At 48.0% G+C, this 22,381-nt stretch carries 19 protein-coding genes and 2 pseudogenes; 6 read left to right on the top strand and 15 right to left on the bottom strand.

Going from position 1 to position 22,381, the window contains the following annotated elements; genetic code table 11:
• The first annotated feature begins 162 nt into the window (after window positions 1-162).
• Complete coding sequence (locus L693_RS0123410; RefSeq protein WP_025720437.1) at window positions 163-1,581, top strand: VanW family protein; 1,419 nt, start codon at window positions 163-165, stop codon at window positions 1,579-1,581.
• A 75-nt stretch (window positions 1,582-1,656) separates the two neighbouring features.
• Here the strand turns inward: L693_RS0123410 and L693_RS0123405 are convergent, their stop codons facing one another.
• Window positions 1,657-2,730 (bottom strand): S-layer homology domain-containing protein, encoded by a 1,074-nt coding sequence (locus L693_RS0123405; RefSeq protein ID WP_025720435.1) that lies wholly within the window; start codon window positions 2,728-2,730, stop codon window positions 1,657-1,659.
• 264 nt (window positions 2,731-2,994) lie between these two features.
• On the opposite strand from L693_RS0123405, the gene L693_RS0123400 reads away from it, so the two are divergent.
• The 4 genes and pseudogenes from L693_RS0123400 to L693_RS31700 all read left to right on the top strand — a co-directional run.
• Window positions 2,995-3,816, top strand: coding sequence for an alpha/beta hydrolase (locus L693_RS0123400; RefSeq protein WP_025720434.1), 822 nt, complete (start codon window positions 2,995-2,997; stop codon window positions 3,814-3,816).
• Window positions 3,716-4,183: an FtsK/SpoIIIE domain-containing protein gene (locus tag L693_RS0123395; protein WP_331281104.1), complete on the top strand. Its 468-nt coding sequence runs from the start codon at window positions 3,716-3,718 to the stop codon at window positions 4,181-4,183. Before L693_RS0123400 ends, L693_RS0123395 begins: the two co-directional genes overlap by 101 nt.
• A gap of 154 nt (window positions 4,184-4,337) precedes the next feature.
• Window positions 4,338-4,712: a hypothetical protein gene (locus L693_RS0123390; protein WP_025720431.1), complete on the top strand. Its 375-nt coding sequence runs from the start codon at window positions 4,338-4,340 to the stop codon at window positions 4,710-4,712.
• A 189-nt stretch (window positions 4,713-4,901) separates the two neighbouring features.
• Window positions 4,902-5,115: pseudogene (locus L693_RS31700) on the top strand (hypothetical protein); the annotation flags it as partial.
• On the opposite strand, the pseudogene L693_RS32495 reads toward L693_RS31700, so the two are convergent.
• Both L693_RS32495 and L693_RS0123385 read right to left on the bottom strand, forming a co-directional pair.
• Window positions 5,025-5,315: pseudogene (locus L693_RS32495) on the bottom strand (hypothetical protein); the annotation flags it as partial. The pseudogenes L693_RS31700 and L693_RS32495 sit on opposite strands and share 91 nt — an antisense overlap.
• Window positions 5,316-5,407: 92 nt before the next feature.
• Window positions 5,408-6,907 carry a hypothetical protein gene (locus tag L693_RS0123385; protein WP_155983917.1) on the bottom strand — a complete coding sequence of 500 codons (1,500 nt, stop codon included), beginning with the start codon at window positions 6,905-6,907 and terminating at the stop codon, window positions 5,408-5,410.
• A gap of 491 nt (window positions 6,908-7,398) precedes the next feature.
• On the opposite strand from L693_RS0123385, the gene L693_RS0123380 reads away from it, so the two are divergent.
• Window positions 7,399-7,578, top strand: coding sequence for a hypothetical protein (locus tag L693_RS0123380; protein ID WP_025720429.1), 180 nt, complete (start codon window positions 7,399-7,401; stop codon window positions 7,576-7,578).
• A gap of 28 nt (window positions 7,579-7,606) precedes the next feature.
• Here L693_RS0123380 and L693_RS0123375 read toward each other — a convergent pair whose 3' ends face one another.
• The 12 genes from L693_RS0123375 to argJ all read right to left on the bottom strand — a co-directional run.
• Window positions 7,607-9,241 carry a glycosyltransferase family 39 protein gene (locus L693_RS0123375; protein WP_025720428.1) on the bottom strand — a complete coding sequence of 545 codons (1,635 nt, stop codon included), beginning with the start codon at window positions 9,239-9,241 and terminating at the stop codon, window positions 7,607-7,609.
• Between the two features lie 75 nt (window positions 9,242-9,316).
• Entirely contained in the window at window positions 9,317-10,918 is a 1,602-nt protein-coding gene (locus L693_RS0123370; protein WP_025720426.1) for an ArnT family glycosyltransferase, read from the bottom strand.
• Window positions 10,915-11,334, bottom strand: coding sequence for a GtrA family protein (locus L693_RS0123365; RefSeq protein ID WP_025720424.1), 420 nt, complete (start codon window positions 11,332-11,334; stop codon window positions 10,915-10,917). Before L693_RS0123365 ends, L693_RS0123370 begins: the two co-directional genes overlap by 4 nt.
• Window positions 11,297-12,304 carry a glycosyltransferase family 2 protein gene (locus L693_RS0123360; protein WP_025720422.1) on the bottom strand — a complete coding sequence of 336 codons (1,008 nt, stop codon included), beginning with the start codon at window positions 12,302-12,304 and terminating at the stop codon, window positions 11,297-11,299. Before L693_RS0123360 ends, L693_RS0123365 begins: the two co-directional genes overlap by 38 nt.
• A 24-nt stretch (window positions 12,305-12,328) precedes the next feature.
• Window positions 12,329-14,788: a glycosyltransferase family 2 protein gene (locus tag L693_RS0123355; RefSeq protein ID WP_025720420.1), complete on the bottom strand. Its 2,460-nt coding sequence runs from the start codon at window positions 14,786-14,788 to the stop codon at window positions 12,329-12,331.
• Window positions 14,781-15,032 (bottom strand): hypothetical protein, encoded by a 252-nt coding sequence (locus L693_RS0123350; protein WP_025720418.1) that lies wholly within the window; start codon window positions 15,030-15,032, stop codon window positions 14,781-14,783. The genes L693_RS0123355 and L693_RS0123350 overlap by 8 nt, the downstream gene beginning before the upstream one ends.
• Window positions 15,033-15,466: 434 nt before the next feature.
• Window positions 15,467-16,879 carry an argininosuccinate lyase gene (gene argH / locus L693_RS0123345; protein ID WP_025720416.1) on the bottom strand — a complete coding sequence of 471 codons (1,413 nt, stop codon included), beginning with the start codon at window positions 16,877-16,879 and terminating at the stop codon, window positions 15,467-15,469.
• 86 nt (window positions 16,880-16,965) lie between these two features.
• Window positions 16,966-18,201, bottom strand: coding sequence for an argininosuccinate synthase (locus L693_RS0123340; RefSeq protein WP_025720414.1), 1,236 nt, complete (start codon window positions 18,199-18,201; stop codon window positions 16,966-16,968).
• Window positions 18,202-18,255: 54 nt separating this feature from the next.
• Window positions 18,256-19,212, bottom strand: a complete 957-nt coding sequence (argF, locus tag L693_RS0123335; RefSeq protein WP_025720412.1) for an ornithine carbamoyltransferase — start codon at window positions 19,210-19,212, stop codon at window positions 18,256-18,258.
• Between the two features lie 48 nt (window positions 19,213-19,260).
• A complete protein-coding gene (locus L693_RS0123330) occupies window positions 19,261-20,523 on the bottom strand; it encodes an acetylornithine transaminase (protein ID WP_025720410.1) in 1,263 nt (420 codons plus the stop codon).
• 54 nt (window positions 20,524-20,577) lie between these two features.
• Window positions 20,578-21,417 carry an acetylglutamate kinase gene (gene argB, locus L693_RS0123325; protein WP_025720408.1) on the bottom strand — a complete coding sequence of 280 codons (840 nt, stop codon included), beginning with the start codon at window positions 21,415-21,417 and terminating at the stop codon, window positions 20,578-20,580.
• A gap of 105 nt (window positions 21,418-21,522) precedes the next feature.
• A partial coding sequence (gene argJ / locus L693_RS0123320) for a bifunctional glutamate N-acetyltransferase/amino-acid acetyltransferase ArgJ (RefSeq protein ID WP_025720406.1) occupies window positions 21,523-22,381 on the bottom strand: 859 nt, incomplete at its 5' end.

The following is a 22,381-nucleotide window of genomic DNA, read 5'->3' as shown; positions in this document are numbered from 1 at the left end:
TGCATTTCCTTTATACACTTCTGTATTTCATCATACCGTTTATCATTGTAACAAATTTGTTACCTAAATAGTACCGAAAGTTTTCTGCATTTGGCACATATACATGAATATGATGGCACACGAATACGTTACCAAGCTTACGAGACAGGAGACAGCTGCATTATGAAAAAAATTCATTTATCTGTCATTTGGTTATGGTGTGGAATTTTGGCGCTGGGCATGCTGTGGGGAGGGCTTCATCTGTACGCTGACAGACAAACGTTGCCTGAGGGGGTAAGGGTCGGAGGAGTCAACATGGGAACTATGGATACAACAGCTGCTCTTCGCCTGCTGGACGAGAAACTGGATGACTTGAAGCAACGCTCTCTGATCCTGACGGACAATGACAGCAGTGCGCAGGATATAAAACTTACCCTTGGAGAAGCGGGGATTACTTATAAAGCAACGGCATTCCGCAATGCTGTGAAGGCGCTCGGCTCCGATCATCTGTGGACTCGTGTGCAGACACGCTTTACCTTTGAAAAGGAATGGCTTGTCACGCCTTCCCGGCAGGAGACGGCCTTAAAAGCCCAATTGGGGAACGATTGGGAGCAAAAGCGCTACGGTATGCCGGTAAATGCCGTGCGCCAAATCAGCGCGGACGATCAGGTTCGCTATATCCCGGAGCGTTCAGCCCGCCGCCTGGATTGGTCCAAATTAAACGTAGCACTGGATAAGGCCCTACCCAAGGATCTAGGCGCATCCGGGGAGCCAGTGCGAGTGGAACTGCCGTTCCGCCAACTGGAACCGGCTATTACGGTAGATAGCCTGCGGAACGAAGGTATTGAGCGTAAAATCGTCCAGTTTTCCACCAGTCTAGGCAGCAGCTCGGAAGGACGTGTGTATAACGTCAACTCGGCCGCCAGCACTATTGACGGATTGATCCTCAAGCCAGGCGATATTTTTGACTACGGGCAAATCATAGCCAAGGCTGAGCGCACTCACGGCTTTCGTGAAGCCCCGGTGATCGTGAACGGACAGTTGGAGTCCGGTATTGGTGGCGGAATTTGCCAAGTATCCAGCACCGTCTATAATGCGGCGTTGCGTGTCGGCTTGGACATTATTGAGCGCCGCAGCCACTCCTTGCCGGTCAGCTACCTGCCCAAGGGACAGGATGCTACCTTTGCTAACGGGTCTATTAATTTTCGCTTTAAAAATAATACAGGCAAGCATTTGCTCCTTCGTGCTACTGTCCAAAACCGAATGCTTACCGTAAAATTTTTTGGTACCTTCCCGTCCAGTGTGTCTTATGAGCTGGAATCCCGCACGGTTCGTGTTTTACCTATACCGGAAAAGAGAATCCGGAATGACTCATTTTCCCCCGGCTTCTATCAAGTACTTCGGCAGGGCAGGGAGGGATATGTAGTAGAAACATACCGAATCAAAAAGGTGGATGGCAAAACTGTGGAACGTACGCGGATTAGCCGCGATACCTACCGTGCACAGCAGCGCGTTGTTGCTGTTCCTGACGGAAGTACATCGTCTGAGCCGCAAGCACGCGAACCGCAAAAGCGTATCATTGAGGACGGCATAGGCGAATAAACGAAATATCCCCCTTTAACTCTGCCTGAAAGGGTCCAGAAGAGTGAAAGGGGGATTTTAATTATGGATTATTCATTATTCGCTGCGTTTACCCAAAACAGAAATTTCTACAGGCGCACTTTCGTTGCCGTCTGCATCTTTAGCTTTGATGACCAGTCTAACCGTTGCTTTTTGAGTAAGCACGTTGATGCTAAATGTACCATCATCCTTGGCTACCGCACTACCGATGGACAGATCGTTGGAATAGGCAGTTACTGTGGAACCAGCTTTGGCTGTCCCTGTAATTGTACTTTCCCCGTCATACACATCATTGACTTTCAGTGTATCTGTGCTTGTAACCGTGTCAGTGGTTGTGCTGTCTGTGCTGGTGCTGCTTTCTTCAGCTTCGCTGCCAGAAGTAGCAGACGTGTTACCATATGTGGAATCCGTAACGTTGCTGTATGTTGAATCTGTTACAGTTCCACCAGGAGTCGTTGTCAGATTATCAACGGGGCTCAGGTTGTAACCGGATGCCGCATCCAGAATGGCAATCGCTTCTGCACGAGTCAGCGGCTTCAATGGCTGGAATTTGCCATCAGGATAGCCGTTAATGATTTTTTGCTCTGCAGCAGCTGCTACACTTTTCTTCGCCCAAGATCCTATTTTGCCGGAGTCGATGAACTTGGTGACATCTGCTGCGTTACCCGCAGTCAGTCCAATAGCTTTGGCCACGATAGCCGCAGCTTCCTGGCGTGTTACTTTTCCATTCGGTTTGAGCTTGTTACCTGCATAGCCGCTTATGTAACCTGCATTCACGGCACTTGTCAGCTCATTGTATGCCCAGTGCGATGCTGGCACATCTGTGAATGTTCTGCTTCCATTACCGTTTACCTTCACACTGCCCCCATATGTTACGTCCGTCACAGCTGGAATATCCTGTGTGAACGTACCCAGGCTGCGGTTCAAAAGGACAATAAATTCTGCGCGAGTGATCGCTGCATCCGGTTTCGTTACACCATCCAATTGTCCTGTAGCTGCCCAGCGTTGTACCTGATCTCCCGCCCAATGGCCACTTGTAGTTTGAGGAGCTGCTGCCGCAACACTGAATGCGCTTAGAATAAGACCAGTACTCAATACACCCGCAACTGTGTTTTTAAACTTTTTCCCCATATTATTAATTCCTCCTTTGATTGGCTTCATCATTCTTTTTTAAACACTTTACCAGAAAACAAACCCAAATAACCTCCAAATTAAAAAAATCGTCCCATATAACCACACCCCTACCTTATGTAGGATAAATAAGACTCAGGACTTAATACCCAGCTAATTGGTTGGATATGTATATTGGGACAGGCTACGCTATACTGAATACACAATAGATCGTAGGCTAAACGCAATGATGAGGTCACCACTCCTAGGAAAAGAGGTTCACTTATGGCACTTATTCAATGTCAGTTTTATTCGGAAGTACTTGGCCTGAGCACATCCATGCATGTTATTCTCCCTCAGGCAACCCGTTCCCAGATAGGGCTGGAGGGCAAGCAAGGAACCGGACCACACCCGACACTGTATTTACTGCATGGTCTGTCGGACGACGATTCGACCTGGTTGCGTCGAACCTCCATTGAGCGTTATGTAACTTCACTGGGTATAGCTGTTGTGATGCCTCAGGTACATCGGAGTTTTTATACGGATATGGAGCAAGGGGCGGCTTATTGGACTTTTATCAGTGAAGAATTGCCGACTTTGGCACGTTCATTTTTCCCCCTGTCCGCCAAACGTGAAGACAATTTTGTAGCAGGGCTTTCTATGGGCGGGTATGGAGCCTTCAAACTGGCACTACGGCATCCAGAGCGCTTTGCAGCCGCTGCCAGCCTCTCAGGGGTCATGGATTTACACGCAGCACGCATTGATCCTGTGGTACAACCGATGAGTCCAGCGGAGTGGAGACATATTTTTGGTCCAGATGAAATACGCAGAACGGATCACGACTTGCTAGAGCTGCTGCAACGCCATACCAACTTGGGCCCCCCCCTCCCCCAACTTTACCAATGCTGCGGGACAGAGGATTTTCTGTATGAGGGGAATCAGACCTTTCGTGAAGCCTGCAATCGTACCGGAATCCCACTAACCTACGAAGAGGGTCCAGGGGCTCATGAATGGGGATACTGGGACGCCAAAATCCAGGATGTATTGCACTACGAGTACGTGGGCTACAAGAACTATAATGCCGTATATTGTGCTTATTATAGATGAGTTGGTGGATCTAATGATGACTGCACCTGGAGACGTGGAGTCGCAAATACAGCGTTTATCGCAATTAGCACGAGCTGCAGGGATTCATATGGTAATAGCTACTCAAAGACCTACAAAACAATTTTTATCTCCGAACATAAAGGCTAATTTACCTGTACGTTTAGCCTTTGCTGTGGCAGCTAGCAATGACTCCATGGTTATTTTGGATGAGTCTGGAGCAGAAGATTTACTGGGAAAAGGGGATATGATCTTTAAGCCTAAAGATGGGCCGAGACAGCGCCTTGTTTCAGCTTATGTGTCCGATGAAGAGATAGAAAATGTGGTGAATTACATTTCTCAAAAAAATCCTTATAGAGAGGTTAGATAAATGTTTTTTTGTAGAGAATTGTGAGTTGGTCATGAACGGAACATAATAAAAAATATAAACCGTATCTACAATTGGCGTTTGAATTTATCACTATATTGTTTTCGCAGAAGCTAATTCTTGATATTTTTCTGGAGATCAAAGGGAGAGGATTCACATGAAACATACCATTAATCTTTTAGAGTTTCCTAAAATAGATGAACTGGTGCACCAAGCAGGTATCCAAGATAGTCAAGAGCACATCATATGGACAAAACTTTCTAGAACAGAGACAGCTTCAGCTCTTGCAGAATTAAGTTTATTCTGCAGAGCAAGCGTAAACAGCAGTATTTCAGGGCGGAAAAGAGCAAAGTATGCCCTGCATCATTATAAAATGACAGTAGGTAAGGAAATTCACCCCTTTGTTGCAACTCAAGCTTTAGAAGATTTGGGCCTGACAAAGCAGCGAATGAATGAGCTAGTAAATCTACAGTTAGCACAGCTCAGTACTGAAAATAACGAAATCTGTATTGAAATTAATTTTTCGTTTTAAAGCAAGAAACGTTTATACAGTATTTCGATAAAATGGTTTGAAGAAAAATGAATCTGAAGTATATAGGAAGAAATAGTCGGGGTCGCGCAGAATGGGCCGAACTAGATTGTTGGTAAATTTCGACCGAGGAAAGGATTATGGAAGAGTAGCAAGTAAATCAGTACAGACCATTCGTTGAAAAAATAGGGCGTGTCCTCTTCAGCTGGCCGCAAGCTTCGGCTACGGGTGGATTATTTTTCATCCCCGGATGCCCGTGTTGAGGAACAGGCAGAGCAACTGTAAAAATGCCAGAAAAGCTTACTATAATCACATTTACGAGAGCACCCACCTCAAAAAAGTACTGATCTTCACAAATAGCCGCTCAGATGTAGAATTGACTACCCTGGAAATGAGAAGGGTCGCTGACAACGAAACATTTGACTTCCGTTTGTCAAACTCACGACTCAAGGTATTGGCCGTAGCTGCTTCGTTACAAACGGTTTTATGGGGCTTATATTGCGCTCCAGTGTACGTTGAAACCTGCCCTTGCTCTTTCATGATCCGCCCAATTCGGCATCTGGACAGGACGAATCCGCGTTCATGGAGCTTGACTTTGATCTTTCGAGTACCGTAAGCTTTTCAATTTTTTGGATAATCTCCAAAATTTCTTTGCAGCAAGCTGCGGGGAAATGAACCCGCAGCGATTATAAGCTATATCAAGGCAGCTCTTCTATCCGATAAATAAGGCGAAAAGAACCATTACTAGATTCACAGTAATGTTCTCCTACTCCAAATCCATTACTTTCATTGTAATAGTTATTTATTTCTCCGATTGAGTCATCCTCTCCTCCAGAAATATAGATATGAATTGCAGATTCTAAAAGTATTCGCAGTAAATTAACATCACATGGATGATAAGGGTCAAGGAGCTTGCCGAAATAATCGTTTATCCCATCTGCTTCCCAGCCGCCAGCATGTACACGAAAGTCACTTCCAGGAGGAACATAAATAATAAAACTACGATTGATTCCCCAATTTTCATCACCTCCTGTATCCCCTAAACCATCATTTAAAATATCATCGTCTCCAGGAAGATCATTAATAAATAGCCAATTTCCACCTACTTCTACAAAGACTCTATACTCACCATCATTCCCAAAATCATTTGAATCGTTAACATGTATTCGATTCAAAGTCACTCGAAAAGTACGGAGATGGTAATTATCCGGTACACCAAAGCCTTGATCCCAATAGAGATAAAGGGTTTGATTACATATCGCTGTATCTGGTACACTTTGACTTCTCCAAGGCAATACAACATGTACAGACGGAAGTCCTTCAGGTGCAGTTGAATCAGCAATTTCTATATTCCCAGAGAACGTATCCCCATTATTTTTCTCTACAATCCAACGTAGCTGTGCATTAGAGCTTGGCCGAGGAATTATATGCGAAACTGAAAAAGAATAATCTCGCTCACTCATCGGAACCGATTTTACAAATTGAGGTGTATTTATACGATTGTTTGTTAGGGCTCCTCCATCGCCACTAGCAAAAATGTCGATCTTTGTGACGAATGTAGGTATACCGGGTTCAACAGGGTCACTACTTCGACGTCTTATCTGTACAGGCAGATGCCTTTGAACAACTACCAAACGGGGGGGGTGAATTTCTGTGACAGAATGCTCTTTATTCTCACAATCCCAAACCCATAATCCTTCAATATATACTCGATCACCTACGGTAGGCCAATGCCCAATCACATCACGTCGACGATGACCAGCTGAGTAAAAACCTCCACTTTCTCCTCTTTCGTTTAACGAGGATAATGGGTTGTCATCATTGCTAGCTCCAAGACCTGTTTCCCATTCAATTTCTATAAGGGTCTGGTTTTGGCTTAAGAGATTAATGTATCGATTGTCTGGTGTATGATCTGGACGAACTTTAAAAGTGAAATCATGCGTATAATGATTGATAGGTAGATCTTCATGGCTAACATGTGGCCCATCATCAGCAACGACAATTCCTTCTAACGTCACAGAATTGCAGTCCGCTACAGGTGACCATTGAGGGAAAGCTCTACCTACATCAACTTGTAATGGTCCAATACCTATAAAACACTCACGACAATTATTACGTGTAGGTCGACTATTTTGTTGGCATTTAATATCGATTTCACTAATTGATTTCCTTGGAATGTTAGGTTTAACTTTATCCATTTTTACTAATCCTTTCTGTTTTCGATAGTATGCTATTCACAAACCAATGATCTTACATAGGTGTTGATCGATAGCGCCAGTAGCCGCTCCTGCAGAGAGGAAGCCAGCTTTAACACCGCCAACCGTTATGCCACCTCAGCCAGTTGTAACACATTACTCCGCGAATAAACCTTCTTCCGAGGCCCTCAATCCCCTCAGATCCACCCAAGCAACCATCTGTTTTGGTTATCTTTGGCAACTCCATGACATTAAAGATTCTTATCCATATTCCCTTTTAAACAGACAACAGTGTTTATTCCTTCCCCAAGATTTCAATTTATATTCAGCAAGAATATATTACTGCGTTCTACAAAAAACAATGTTGACTAAAATGTAAAGGAGTTACCGCTATGACCGTTTTCCCAGGTGTTACGATGTTGAACCAGAAGATTTTTGTCACTCAATCTCCTGATCTGTTTGAACGATAGTGGAATGGAGAGCAGTGGGAGTGGGTGGACCATGGTTGGCTGGCAGACACGAAAGTAGCGACAGCACCAGGGGCAGCCATCTTGGATCATGGCTACCGATCCAAGAGCACTAACCAGGCCAAAAAAATCCCCACAGCCTTCCTCACCGCACAATACAGTGAAGAGAAGGCTGCAGGGATTTTTCATGATTTCATATGCAAATAAGCTGCTTCTCCCTTGGTCACGAATCACGTCAAGGGGCTGCCGTTGTCTCCGACGATGGAGATACTTTAGCTTGTGACTTGGGTAGCACCTTGTATAATCGCCACTCACCGTTAAACTCACGCTCAAGCTGGACCCACGGTGCACCTTTTTCATATAAATTTGGATACACCATGTTGATTTTACTCAGTGGCATGCCCGACATGATTTTAGGTACAAGGATGTAATCTACGTGGCTATCCTGCGGATAGCTTAATGCTTTATTGAATGAGTAATCACTTGTGATCAGGAAGCGTTTGGGATACTGACTATACACGATCATAGTGTAGGCTGAGGCCGAATCGGTCATAATCGTCGACTTCGGCAGATGCTCATCCAGCCAGACGGCAATTTTTCGATCTGATACCTGTCTTACATAGTTCACATTCCCCGTTCGGGTGAGGAAGCTGTTCTCATCCGGCGCAATATCCGGACGAGTCAACGCATAAGAGAGTAATCCTGCGGTAAGCAGCAGACTGACGGATACCAGACTAAAGGCCGCTCTCCGCCAACGTCCCTGAAGCTGGCTCAGCTCATACGGTAGCCAGGCGACCGTAATCGGGAACACATACATAAAATAACGGAACCACCCATACGAGGATTGCTTCATCATGAGTAAAAATTGCAAACCCGGCACGGACAGGAACAGCAGTAAAATAATCAGGGTTCCCCACCGGAACAAGCGTCCGCTTATTAAGCGAATGAACAGGATAGCAAATAGCGGCGCAGAATACCAAATCGTTTTGGAAGCAATAAACTTCAAGGCTACCAGCGGATTGGAGAATATCTCCACAAATTTATCATCATTTAGCAATTCTGCTGATTGTGCCGTGTTCGAATACTCCGAATTGAGGAAATAAAAAGCATTTCCCATAATGAGATAATTAAAGAAAATCCACAGCAGTCCTGAAAAGATCACGGGGAGCAGGAGAAGGAGCCAGGTCGCCTCGACCTTGTGCAGCTTTTCCCGCAAAGGCAGTTCACGTCTGTCCATATGCCGATGTAAAAACAGCACTGCTACGACCACGCCACACGCCATTGCCACGCCCAGAGGCACCGCCTCATAGCGAGTCCAAAACGCCATAGCTAGCGCTAATCCAGAAACAATCAGACTGGCCGTCATACGATCCTTGAGCCACAGCGCAAATTCAATCACCGTCATCATAATAAAATATATGTATAGCGAATCACTCAGCCCATTGGCACCGAACAGTAAAATAAATGGATTTAGCGCATACAACAGAGCCAGCAGCAAGCTCATCCCTGAGCTAATCCCGGTTCTGACACCAGCCCAATACAGCAGCATTGCAGTCAAAGCGGCAAAGGTAGCACTAAGGATAACAGCGGCCAATCCATAGGAAGCTAATGCCGGAAAAACCGGATACAGCACTAGAATCACCATTTCCAGAAGACTGGGCAGCGGATTCCAAATAAACCCGATTGCACCCAGATGCGGGTCACGGCTATACAGTACATAAAATGCGTTGGCAACGCGACTGAGCGCGTCCGTATGCATATATCCCAAAACATAGCTGAAATAGATACCTGCGGACAGCTCTAACGCAAGTATAAATACAAACAGACCTATAGCCATCCATCTGCTTGCAGACCATGTGCGAAAGGACATTCCTCTCGTTCCCCCTCAAACTTGTTGCGGTATTGCAGCTGCATGAATCCATCCGCTACATACACCACATATCAATTATTGTGGTTTTTTATGTTCTATTTTGTATAATCGCCACTGTCCGTCAAAATCACGTACCAGCGAGGCCCACGGTGCACCATTTTCAAATAAATCTGGATAATTTCGATTTACCTGATCCAGTGGAACTCCTTCCACTACACGCGTTACGAGCACATAATCCACCTTGGAAGCAGGCAAATCCGCTAAGGATTTCCCAAAATCATAATCGCTCGTAATCATAAATTTCTTCGGAATTTGGCTGCTCAGAATGATCGGGTAAGCAGCATAAGAATCTGTCAGAATGAGAGATGAGCCATAATGTTCATCCAGCCAAGGTGCGATTTTCCGCTCAATAATTTGTCGTTCATAGCTTTCATTACCACTATTCGTCAGATAGCTGTGTTCATCAGCAGCAATCGAAGGATTCGTCAGTGCGTAGGATAACAAGCCTGCTGTAACCAGCAGCCCGGCTGTTACCAATGAGATTCCGAGTCCCCGCATTTTTCCTTTTAGCAAGCTTAGCTCATACGGCAGCCAGGCCACCGTAATCGGGAATACATACATAAAGTACCGGAACCACCCGAAGGAAGACTGCTTGAGCATCAGCAAAAGCTGCAGACCGGGTACCGATAAGAAGATCGCGAGCAGCGTTAGCGTGCTCCAATTAAACAGCCGCTTGTCCAATAGTCGAATGAGCAAAATGGCAATCAGCGGAGCAGCATACCACAAGGTTCGTTGCCCGATAAATTTCAGCAGTAGCAGAGGATGTGCAAACATCGTCACAAAGCGCTGATCTTCCAGCAAAGCGGTTGATTGTGTGGCATTGGAATATTGCGAGCGCAAGAAGTAGAGCGGATCACCCATGATAATCCAGTTAAAAAAGAGCCAAAGCAGGCCGGAAAAGACAAGCGGCAGCAGCAACAGCAGCCAAGTCGCTTCCACCTTGTACAGGCGCTCTTTTAAGGATAAATCCGTTCTATTCATATCTCTGCTTGTACGCCAGCGATGTAGAAAAAGAACGGTCAGCAGCACACCCAAAGCCATGGCAACGCCGAGCGGAACCGCTTCATAGCGTACCCAAAAGGCCAAGGCAAGCGCAAAACCTGAAACGATCAAGTTCGCCGCCTTGCGATCCTTTAGCCACATACAAAATCGACTCACTGTCAACAGAATAAAAAAGATATATGGTGAATCGCTTAAGCCGTTAAATCCAAATAGAAACATAAACGGATTCAGTGAAAATAACAGCGCAATCAGCAGACTGATTCCACCATGAAGCCCCAGTTGCTTCCCCGTTCCGTACAATAATGCTGCGCTTGCGCCTGCGAACAGGCTGCTCACAATGACAGCCGCCAATCCGTGGGAAGCAAGTACAGGAAATAACGGATAAAACAGCAGCACCACCAGTTCCATCAAACTGGGTAGCGGATTCCATACAAAACCGATAGCTCCCAAATGCGGGTCACGGCTGTATAGCACATAAAATGCATTAGCCACTCGACTGAGGGCATCTGTGTGCATATAACCCAGATACGAGGCAAAATAAATGCCTACGGCCAGTTCAAGAGCAGTAATACAAGCAAATAATAACAACGTTTTTCCGTGTTTTTTTAAAATCATGAAGCCTCTTTCTGACGCTTTTGCGGAACGGAGAAAATCCAGTAGCGGTTCCAGATGTAATTATGAATGGGCACGATGATGGTAGTCAGCACTTCACCAATCAGATACGACCAACCGACCCAGTGAATGGTTACGTACATAAGAGCTGCATTCAAGAGCAGACCACAAGAGCAGACCAACAAATATTTAAGAAACTGTGTACGGCTCCCCTCGCCGGTGGATTCGAACGTCCAGTTCCGATTCAGCACGTACGAAACGACTAGCGTCACCACAAATCCTATCGTAGTAGCTATTACGGCAGGCACCTTGAACAGCTCCACCAGCAGCACAAGCACACCGACGTGGATACTTGTACCCAGCAGTCCTACAATACCGTATTTAATGATTGGATACTTTAGATATGAACGTCTGATCATGTTGATTAAACTCCCTATCCACCCACAATCGGTCAGCATTTGCCCGTTTGTCTGCGATTAAATAACGGGGGCGGGCTTTGACTTCGTGATATATGGCGGCAATATATTCTCCTACCACTCCAATGGACAGCATGAGGACACTTCCAATGATCAAGAGCAGCAATATGACCGTGGTAAACCCGGTGACAGCGTCACCCATTAGTTTACGCATCAAGGTTTGGATCCCCAAGACGACTGAAATCAGCATAAAAATGATTCCCATCAAACTTACTACCCGCAGCGGCACGGTTGAAAACGAAACAATCGCTTCTGCTGCCAGCCGAAACAGCCCGAGTGGACTCCAGCGGCTTGGACCTTCCTCACGGGGAGCCACCCGGAACGAAATCTGGGTTTTGCGAAAACCAAGCCAAGCTGTCATCCCGCGAAAAAACGGCATCCGCTCCGGCATCGCCATCCAGGCATCCACTACCCGTCGATCCAGAAGCTTATAATCAGAAGCATCCTTCAGATTAAAGCCCGTCAAACGGTTCAAGGTCGCGTAGAACAATGAAGCCCCGAGCTTTTTGCCCATTGGTTCTTCTCCCCTAAATTCTTTCACACATTCGACCAGATCATAACCTTCATTCTGCCATAAACGCACCATTTCCCCGATCATCTCAGGAGGATGCTGTAAATCGCCATCCATAACGATGATCGCATTACCAGAGGCATTTTCCAAGCCTGCGCACAATGCCAGCTCCTTGCCAAAGTTCCGGCTCAGCCGCAGCGCGAGCAAAGAAGGCATACGCCGGGACAATTCGGACAGTTTGAGCCACGTGTCGTCTTTGGAACCATCATCCACGATAATCAGTTCATAGCGTGAGGTAACAACAGACAATACTCCGTCAATTACCGTGAGTGAACGCTCCAAATGCGAGCTTTCATTATACATGGGAATGACGACAGATAGAAAAGGTGTTTTTGTGTCCATTTCTTGCTCCTTCTTTCTTCATATTCAGGAGGACTGTGCCGGGGGATCATCCAAATCGTGCATATCGGTCAGACCATGCGTCGTCTTCTCCCAATAGAACGGCTTGGTAATGAGCTGCCAGGCTGCTTTGACCGCAGCTATACTCATAAGTACCCAATATAACGGAGAAAGTAGCCCATATTTGACCATCGCGTATGAAAATGTTCGTTCACCACGCTCTTCCAGCTCCCCAATGACCCAATACATGCCGGCCACATTACTGAATACGAACAGAAAGTTACCGATATAAAATTCCGCGCTGGCCAGGTAATACACATAACCCGGAAACAGCTTGGGAATAAAGGACAATTCCCAGCCAAACCATAAAATAAGCAAACCCCAGAAAATCGGGTTCAGCAAAGGCAGCATGGGAGTTGCCAGAATCATTACCTGAAAGCCGAAAAAGCCTTTCCAGCCCACTTCACGCACCAATTTAACCGGATTGCGCATATGAACCAGCCATGTCTGCATATACCCCTTGATCCAGCGTGACCGCTGACGAATCCAGTTGCCGACACGGCTGTTGGCCTCCTCCCATGTGCGAGAGTCGACAATGGCGGTTTTATAGCCGCCTTTATACAGACGTATGCCCAGATCGGCATCCTCGGTTACATTGTAGGGGTCCCATGCATTGATATCTTTTAAGACAGATACCCGAAAATGATTGGACGTGCCGCCGAGCGGAATGGGAGTATCCAGCTGCATAATACCCGGCAGCAGCAATTCAAACCACATGCTGTATTCTTGAGTAAACCAGCGAGTGAGCAAATTTTGTGTGCTGTTAAAATAATTGAGCTTTGCCTGAATGCACGCATAATTCTCAGGTAGTGAATTGAACGCCGCAATGACCTTTTTAAGCTGGTCAGCGTCAGGACGATCCTCGGCATCGTAAATGACGACAAATTCGCCACGAGCTCGAATAAGCCCGTAATTACATGCCTTTGGCTTGGTTTTCGGGAGGCCGTCAGGGACGACCAGTGTCGTATAATAGGCTGGCAGCTTCATTTCGCGAAGCAGCCCAATCGTCTCAATGTCGTCCTCTTCAATGAGCAACCGCACATCCAGCTTGGATTTAGGATAATCCAGCTGCTCCAGATTCCGCAGCAGCATCGGAAGCACGCCTGCCTCCTTGTACATCGGTACAAGGATCGAATAGATCGGCAGCTTTTTTTCATCCATGGCGTCAACCTCTTCCTTCGTGAAGCGAAGCTGCGCTCCACGCCGGGAACCGAGATAGATAATGCCGAATTTGAAAAGGGTCATAGCAAAATAAAACAACTGAATCATCATATTGATAATCAGCACCGTTTTCCAGCTGTTCCAGAAGAGGCCGAGCAGTGTGATTACGCCCATCGCCGAAAACACCAACAGCTGCCCCTTCGTAAAGGTCGTGCGCGCCGAATTGTGCGGCTCTTTTTCGAGCAGCCCAGTCGTGCTCTCCTGCATCATTTCCTCACCGTAAATTTTACCCCAGAGCTGTTCCATTTCTTCCTTGGTCGCCAAAACCTGCTCTACCGGCATACCGAGGATTTCTTCCAGCTTCAGGCGTCGCTCTTCTGGCAGCGGGTCACTGACCGCCACAATATAGCGGTTCATATATTGATGAATGACGACCACACCATAAGCCATGGCTACCTGCTCTGGTAATTTATAGGCTGCATCCAGTGCCAGCTCCTCACCGATACGTCCGATCCGGTTCTGTGTTGCAATCGCGCGGTACAAATCCGCGGGTTCCAGCATTTGCAATGACAGCAAAATATCGCCGAGCAGCCCGCCGCTCTTCGCCTGGAACTCCAGTGCGCGCTCTAGCTGCTCAGGTAAAATATAGCCGGAACGAACCAGCATATCGCCTAATCGTTCCTTGGACTCGTCCCCATCAACCTGCTGCTGGAGCTGCTCGGCTGTAATGAAGCCCATCTCCACGAGAATATCACCCAGCCTGCCACCATAACGCTTTTGGTTTCGGATGGCGTCTGCCAGTTGATCCCGGGTGATCAACCCGTTCTCCACCAGTTGATCGCCCAGACGGGCTTTGCCGTTTCGTCCGCTCTGTGCCTCTGCCGCAATCTCCCCGCCTTCCGCACCAGCCCCACTGGAAGCCAGCCCCATAGCGGCGCCCGCTGCTTGCTCCTGCTGCCCGGAAGCATACTGGACCTGCGCCTCCTGGACCTGTCCAGCCTGCATGCCTTCATCCAGCAATTGCTCCACTGCTGCTGCGGAATCATTAGCGTCCTTTATAGCCTGGATGCGAAGCTCTGTATCCTGAAGCCGCCGTTCCAGCTCTTCGATATGAAAATCAAGCTTGTACAGCACCGGAGCCTGCTCCGAGCGCTGGGCTTCCAGCTCCTGCTTCAGCTGAGCGATCTGCTGACGCTCTTCTTTTATTCTTCTGTTGGTTTGGCGAATCGAAACTCCGCCAACCTGCCACCTCAGCTTGTCACCCATGGATTTCCGCCCTTTCAATCCAGCGCCGCTCTTCGGCGAGCGCGTCCGCAAGCAGCTGCTTCAGCTCCGCATCCCGTTGCTTTTTCCGTTCGAGTGCCGCGTGAAAAAGCTCCCGCTCCTCACGCAGCAACTTCTCCGCTTGCATCCGCTCCTCATTCAATGAAGACACCAGTTGTTCGGCGTCGGAAGCGCGATAACCGATCCATACGCTCTTTAACTGCCGCTTCGTTCTTTTACTTCTCATAGACCCTCCTGTACCATCCTGTCTCTGTCCCTTGAGCATGTCACTACTTCGATGGTTAATCCGTCCTTACGCAAATCAGAACCTCTCCTATTTCTTATATAAACCAATCATTTATACATTAATGCAAATTTTCCGGTCCAGAAAAGCACTTTCTTCCACCTGAGCTCACTATGTAGAAATGGGTCCGTTCTGGCTAATTAGGTCTACCATTAAAAACTTAGTGCTATTCTACCATAATCATGGCAGAAGTAGGTATACAATAATGTAAATTATAGAATCTTTCATACTGATGTATAACTAGGTATTTAGAACTACCAAGTATGTGTCTTATACAGCAAAAAAGGCACCGCGAACGGTGCCCTCTATTGAACAAAACTTGAGATTCCATATATGATCTTGTAACCAAGCAGAAGCATAATGCATTTTTTGCTGATTTAGTTGCTCCGTTGGTGCTTTTCAAACCAGCTTGATGTGGCCACCAAGAGCTGTTCACTCCGTCCTATGGCTGCCTGTACCTGTCCTGTAGCTGTTCCGCCATATACATTCCGTGCATTCACTACAGCCTCCGGTTGAAGTACCTCATATATACGGTCGTCGAACAAATCGGAAAACTGCTGGAATTCCTCCAGGGTCAAATCCAGCAAATATTTGCCGTGTTGGATACAATACAGCACGGTTTTGCCGATGACCTCGTGCGCCTGACGGAAAGGAAGTCCCTTGCCGACCAGGAAATCCGCAATATCCGTTGCGTTCGAGAAATCCTGATTGACGGCTTGACGCATGCGATCCTTGTTCACCTTCATCGTAGCGATCATCGGTGCGAACAGCTGTAGCGCTCCTTCCAGCGTAGCAACGGTATCAAACATACCTTCCTTGTCCTCCTGCATATCCTTGTTGTATGCGAGTGGCAAGGATTTCAGAACGGTCAGCAAGCCCATGAGATTGCCGTAAACACGTCCGGTTTTGCCACGTACCAGCTCCGGTACGTCCGGGTTCTTCTTCTGCGGCATAATGCTGCTGCCTGTACAAAAAGCATCATCCAGCTCCACGAAGCCAAACTCCGTGCTGCTCCACAGCACCAGTTCTTCGCTCAAACGAGACAAATGCGTCATAATCAGCGAGGCGCCGGCCAGGAACTCTACAATAAAGTCCCGGTCACTGACAGCATCCAGGCTATTTTCATATACTCCATCGAACCCGAGCTGCTCAGCCACAAAATGACGGTCTATCGGGAAGGTGGTTCCTGCCAAAGCGCCAGCACCCAGCGGCAGCACATTGATGCGCTTGTAGCTGTCCTTAAGACGGTCAATATCGCGCTCCAGCATAGATACATACGCGAGCAAATGATGCGCAAACAAAATCGGCTGTGCACGCTGCAAGTGTGTGTATCCAGGCACAATCGTGTCCAGATTGTCCTTGGCCTGTCCGATTAATGCGGCTTGCACATTATGCAGCATCCCCACCAGCGATACCACACGGCCGCGCAAATACAAGTGCATATCCGTGGCCACCTGATCGTTGCGGCTGCGTCCGGTGTGCAGCTTACCGCCGACCGGACCAATGGCTTCGATCAGATTTTTTTCGATATTCATGTGAATATCCTCGTCCGAAACGGAAAATTCAATCTCTCCACGGCGGATACGTTCCAGTACCGTGTGCAGTCCTTCCTTGATCGTATCGGCGTCCGCTTGCGGAATAATGCCGCATTTGCCCAGCATGGCCACATGGGCCAAGCTGCCTTGGATATCCTCTTCTGCCAACGCCTGATCAAACCCGATGGAAGCCGTGTATTCCTCTACCAGCTTATTCGTTTGCTTCGTAAAACGTCCGCCCCATAACTTACTCATTGCATGATCCCCTCTCTGCAATAACAAGCCGCCCTCGTCGTTTGGACAAGAACGGCCCGCATTCCGTACATTTTTTGATTACATCATTATTTATGATTTTGTGTTACGCCCGCATTAACCTTCAAGCGCAAAGCATTCAACCGGATGAAGCCTGTTGCATCGCCTTGGTCGTAGGCTTGTGTCGGATCGGCCTCCATCGTCGCAATGTCCGGGTTGTACAAGCTAACCGGACTCTTGACGCCTGCACCGATAATATTGCCTTTATACAGCTTCACGCGCACCGTACCACTGACGTTTTTCTGGCTCTCATGAACCAGAGCCTGCAGAGCCACACGTTCCGGTGCGAACCAGAAACCATTGTACACCAAGGTAGCATAACGGGTAATCAGACTATCACGCAAATTCATAACTTCACGATCCATCGTAATGGACTCCATTTTGCGGTGAGCTGTGAACAGGATCGTACCGCCCGGCGTCTCGTAGACTCCGCGGCTCTTCATGCCCACAAAACGGTTCTCTACCATATCCACACGTCCGATGCCGTGCTTGCCACCCAGCTCATTCAGTTTTTCCATCACTTGCAGTGGAGTCAACCGCTCTCCGTTCAAAGCAACGCAGTTTCCTGCTTCAAATTCCAGCTCCAAATATTCCGCTTCATCAGGAGCGTCCTCTGGTGCATTGCTGAGCAAGAACATTTCTTTATTTTCAGGAGCACTCGGATCAAACCAAGGGTCCTCCAGCACACCGCTTTCATAGCTGATATGCAACAGGTTGCGATCCATGGAGTACGGCTTGGCTGCAGAAGCAGTTACCGGAATACCATGTTTTTCCGCATAGGCAATCATTTCTGCCCGGCCCGGGAACTGATTGCGGAACTCTTCCAGCCGCCAAGGTGCAATTACCTTGATATCTGGCGTTAATGCCGCCGCGTTCAGCTCGAAGCGCACCTGATCGTTGCCTTTACCTGTTGCGCCGTGAGCGATTGCTATTGCTCCCTCGGCAATTGCAATATCGACCATCCGCTTAGCGATCAACGGACGTGCAATACTCGTTCCGAGCAAATATTGTCCTTCATACAAAGCCCCCGCCTGAAACATCGGATAAATAAAATCCTTGGCGAATTCATCACGCAGATCATCAATGTACACTTTGGAAGCTCCCGTAGCGAGTGCCTTTTCCTCCAAACCGTCCAGTTCTTCCTTCTGACCGATATCTGCGGTAAATGCGATGATTTCCGCATCATACGTTTCCTTGAGCCATTTTAGAATAACCGACGTATCCAGACCGCCGGAATATGCGAGTACGATTTTATCTTTTGCCATGTTTAAAGTCCTCCCCAAATGCTTCTAGCCTTTATCTTTCTTACCTATTTTTCCTTACCCCAGCAAAGCAACCAACAGCGCTTTTTGCGCATGCAGGCGATTTTCCGCTTCATCAAAAATGACCGAATTCGGACCGTCGATGACACCTGCACTCACTTCTTCCCCACGATGTGCAGGCAGGCAGTGCAGGAACAAATAATCCGGCTTGGCCAGCTGGACCAGTTCCTCATTTACCTGGAAGTCGGCAAAAGCAAGCTCACGCTCCTTCTGCTCTTCCTCAAAGCCCATGCTCGCCCATACATCCGTATAGATCGCATCCGCACCCTTTACCGCTTCTTGCGGACTTTGCGTTATAACGATTTCACTACCTGTCTGTTTGGCAATCTCACGGCAAGCTGCAACCACACTCGGGTCAGGCTCGTATCCAGCAGGACTTGCAATCGACACATGCACTCCGAGCTTCGCTCCACCAATCAAGAGGGAATGCGCCATATTGTTGCCATCCCCGATATAAGCCAATTTGAGTCCTTTTAGCTTACCCTTTTGTTCATACAAGGTTTGATAATCAGCCAATACCTGACATGGATGCGCCAAATCACTCAAGCCATTGATCACAGGGACGGATGCATAATGTGCCAATTCTACCACATTATCGTGCCCAAAGGTACGAATCATAATGCCGTCCAGATAGCGTGACATCACTTGTGCCATGTCGCTAATAGGCTCGCCGCGTCCCAGTTGAATGTCATTTTTACTGAGGAAAAGGGCATGCCCACCCAATTGATACATACCGACTTCAAAGGATACCCGTGTACGTGTGGAGGATTTTTCGAAAATCAGTCCAAGTGTCTTCCCCTTTAGCGGCTGATAGGCTTCCCCGTTTTTGTGCTTACGCTTAATTTCGATGGCGAGATCAATTAAATACTGGATTTCCTCTGTCGAGTAGTCGTCCAGCTCCAGGAAGTCCCGTCCCTTCAAATTTATCTGCTGCAGTGCGTCACCCTGGTTCATGCCATCGTCTCCTTTTACACTCTAATCTAAATGATATGATTTTTAGCACTAGGCCACATGCTCCCGAATCAATTCAGCAATCAACCTTACAGCCTGATCTATTTCATCCTTCGTTACATACAGGTTAGGCAACAGGCGAATCACGTTCGGTCCTGCTGTAATGAACAGAATCCCCTTCTTCTGTCCTGCCAAAACAAGCTCTGCTACCGGCTCCGCACACTCAATGCCGACCATCAGCCCTTTTCCACGGATATCCTTTACAAAAGGAAACTCTCCAAGCTGCTTTTGCAGGCTCTGGAACAAATATTCGCCCATCTCAGCTGCACGTTCTGGCAGTTTGTCATCAATAATCGTTTCAATGGTCGCCTGAACCGCTGCCATCGCGAGCGGTGTACCGCCAAAGGTGGAGCCGTGGCTGCCCGCTGTGAACGCTTCGCGCAAATATCCTTTGCCCAGCATCGCACCTACGGAAAAGCCGCTCCCCAGTCCCTTCGCCAATGTAAAGATATCCGGCTCTATGCCGTAATGCTCAAAGGAAAACAGCTTACCTGTCCGTCCCATGCCCGTTTGCACCTCATCAATGATCAGCAGCAAGCCATGCTCACGGCACAGCTTGGTAATCACGTCTACAAAGGCAGGGTCTACCGGATACATGCCGCCCTCTGCCTGCACCATTTCCAGCATAATAGCTGCCGTATTTTCACTGATGGCTGCTTCAAGCGCAGCCTGATCGTGAAGTGGAACGCTTTTAAATCCGGCAGGAAGCGGCAAAAATCCCTCTTTAACCTTATCCTGACCAGTAGCGGTCAGGGTTGCGAGCGTCCGTCCGTGAAAGGATTGCGTGAACGTAATGATCTCGTAGCGGCCGGTCTGCTTCACCTTTTGATGATAACGACGCGCCAGCTTAATCGCAGCTTCATTCGCTTCTGCCCCGCTATTGCAGAAAAATACAGCATCTGCGCTGCTATTGGCAGTCAGCAAAGCCGCTGCCCGTTCTTGCCCCGGAATATGAAACAGATTGGATACATGCCACAGTTCATCAATCTGTTTCTTCAATCGCTCAGCTACAGCCTGAGGCGCATGCCCGAGATTGGTAACAGCAATACCTGACATAAAATCCAGATAACGCTTGCCCTGATCATCCCACAGCCAGCTTCCTTGACCTTTAACAAGTGCAAGCGGGTATCTTGCATAGTTTGGGAAAAGAGAGCTTTGCGGCTGCGCTCCTACAGACACCTTTTCCGCGTGCACTCCGACTGCATTTGTACTCGGCGATTTCTCGCTCACCAGTGCATTAGACTCCTTACTCATGTTGTTCACGCTCCTTTTATTTGTTTGGTTAACAGCTTTCGTTATATGTCGCAATTACTGCATACGCACGATACGTGTTCCAATCAATTCCCCGCTCAGCACACGGCTTAACACCTGCGGTTCGCTGCCGTCCACAATAACGACTTCCTTCACTTTTCCGTGGATGCAGGCAATAGCTGCTCTTACTTTCGGGATCATACCACCGTATATTTCACCCGTGCTGATCATATCCTCAATCTCCTGTACGGTGATAGAGTTCAATACCTTCTTTTCTCCGCCATTCTTTTTCAATATGCCCGGTACATCGGTGACCACAATCATCCGGCTGACGCCGAGATGAGAGGCCACGGCACCCGCCGCTGTATCCGCATTAATGTTGTAGCGCTGACCGGAACGATCAATCCCGATGGGTGCAATAACAGGCATATAGCTCATATCCAGCACACCTGTAATAATCGAAGCTTGAACAGACGTTACCTCTCCGACCCAACCAACCTCTGCGGCATTCGACACAGGCTTTGCTTCGATCAAATAACCATCACTGCCTGATAATCCGAGCGCTCGCCCACCATGCATCCCTATTCTACGTACAATCTGCTTGTTAATGCTGCCCGCCAGCACCATTTCCACGACATCCAGCACGGGCTCAGTCGTTTTACGCAACCCATGAATGAACTCCGTTTCAATTCCCAGCTTCGCCAAATTGTCGGAGATCGCAGGGCCCCCGCCATGGACAATGACTGGTTGAAGACCTTCCGACTGCAAACGAGCCAAGTCGTCAAAAAAGGAATCAGGCAACGCAGCCAGCGTACTTCCTCCGCATTTCATCACAAAATTACGACGTGCCACTCCGGCGTGATTGGCTTGATCCGCGTGTTCCATTGCTGATTCCATATCATCTCTCCTTTTCTCATGTGCACAGGCTGTGCAATTTTGAAATAATGGCAGATTTAACACGTTCATTTAACACGTTCATTCAATCCGCGTTTATCCCTTCATCTATGTCCGATATGCAGCGTTAATCCGCACATAATCATAAGTTAAGTCACAGCCCCATGCTGTAGCAGTCCCGTTCCCGTGATGCAAGTCAACGATAATTTGCACCGTATCTCCCCGCAAATAGGAAAGCGCCTCTGCTTCATCAAAAGCAACCGGACTTGATTGGCCTAGCACGATAATGTCACCCAAGCGGATATCTACCGTATCTGGATTCACCGGCTCTCCGGCACGCCCGACGGCTGCAATAATCCGTCCCCAGTTTGCGTCTGCGCCAAAAACGGCAGACTTCACCAGACTGGACCCGATCACCGTCTTGGCTATAGCCTGGGCAGACGCATCGCTTACCGCCCCGCTCACAGACACCTCTACCAGCTTCGTAGCACCTTCTCCATCGCGCGCAATCGCCTTCGCCAGCTCTCGGCAGATATAGGTGAACGCCTCGGCAAAAGCTTCCCAATCGGGATGGCCTACATGCAACTCGCGGTTGCCCGCCAGCCCGCTTGCCATAGCGATCAGCATATCGTTCGTGCTTGTATCGCCATCTACGGTAATCATATTAAAGCTGGTATCCGTCGCCTGCTTTAATAGCTGATGAAGCGCAGCCTGCCCGATGGCTGCGTCACAGGTCATAAAAGCCAGCATCGTTGCCATATTCGGATGAATCATGCCAGAACCCTTTGCCGCCCCGGCGATGTGCACCGTCACACCATCCACTTCAACCGCCACGCACGCTTCCTTTTTCACCAAATCTGTCGTCAGAATGGCTTGGGTAAATTGCTCCGCTCCATCGCCTGCCCCGTTCACATGATCAGGTAATGAGGATATACCGGCGAACACACGATCCATTTTCAAGTGCTCG

The sequence above is a fragment of the Paenibacillus sp. 1-18 genome, from assembly GCF_000520755.1.
Classification (GTDB): domain Bacteria; phylum Bacillota; class Bacilli; order Paenibacillales; family Paenibacillaceae; genus Paenibacillus; species Paenibacillus brasilensis.
This window is presented reverse-complemented; position numbering and strand designations above follow the sequence as displayed.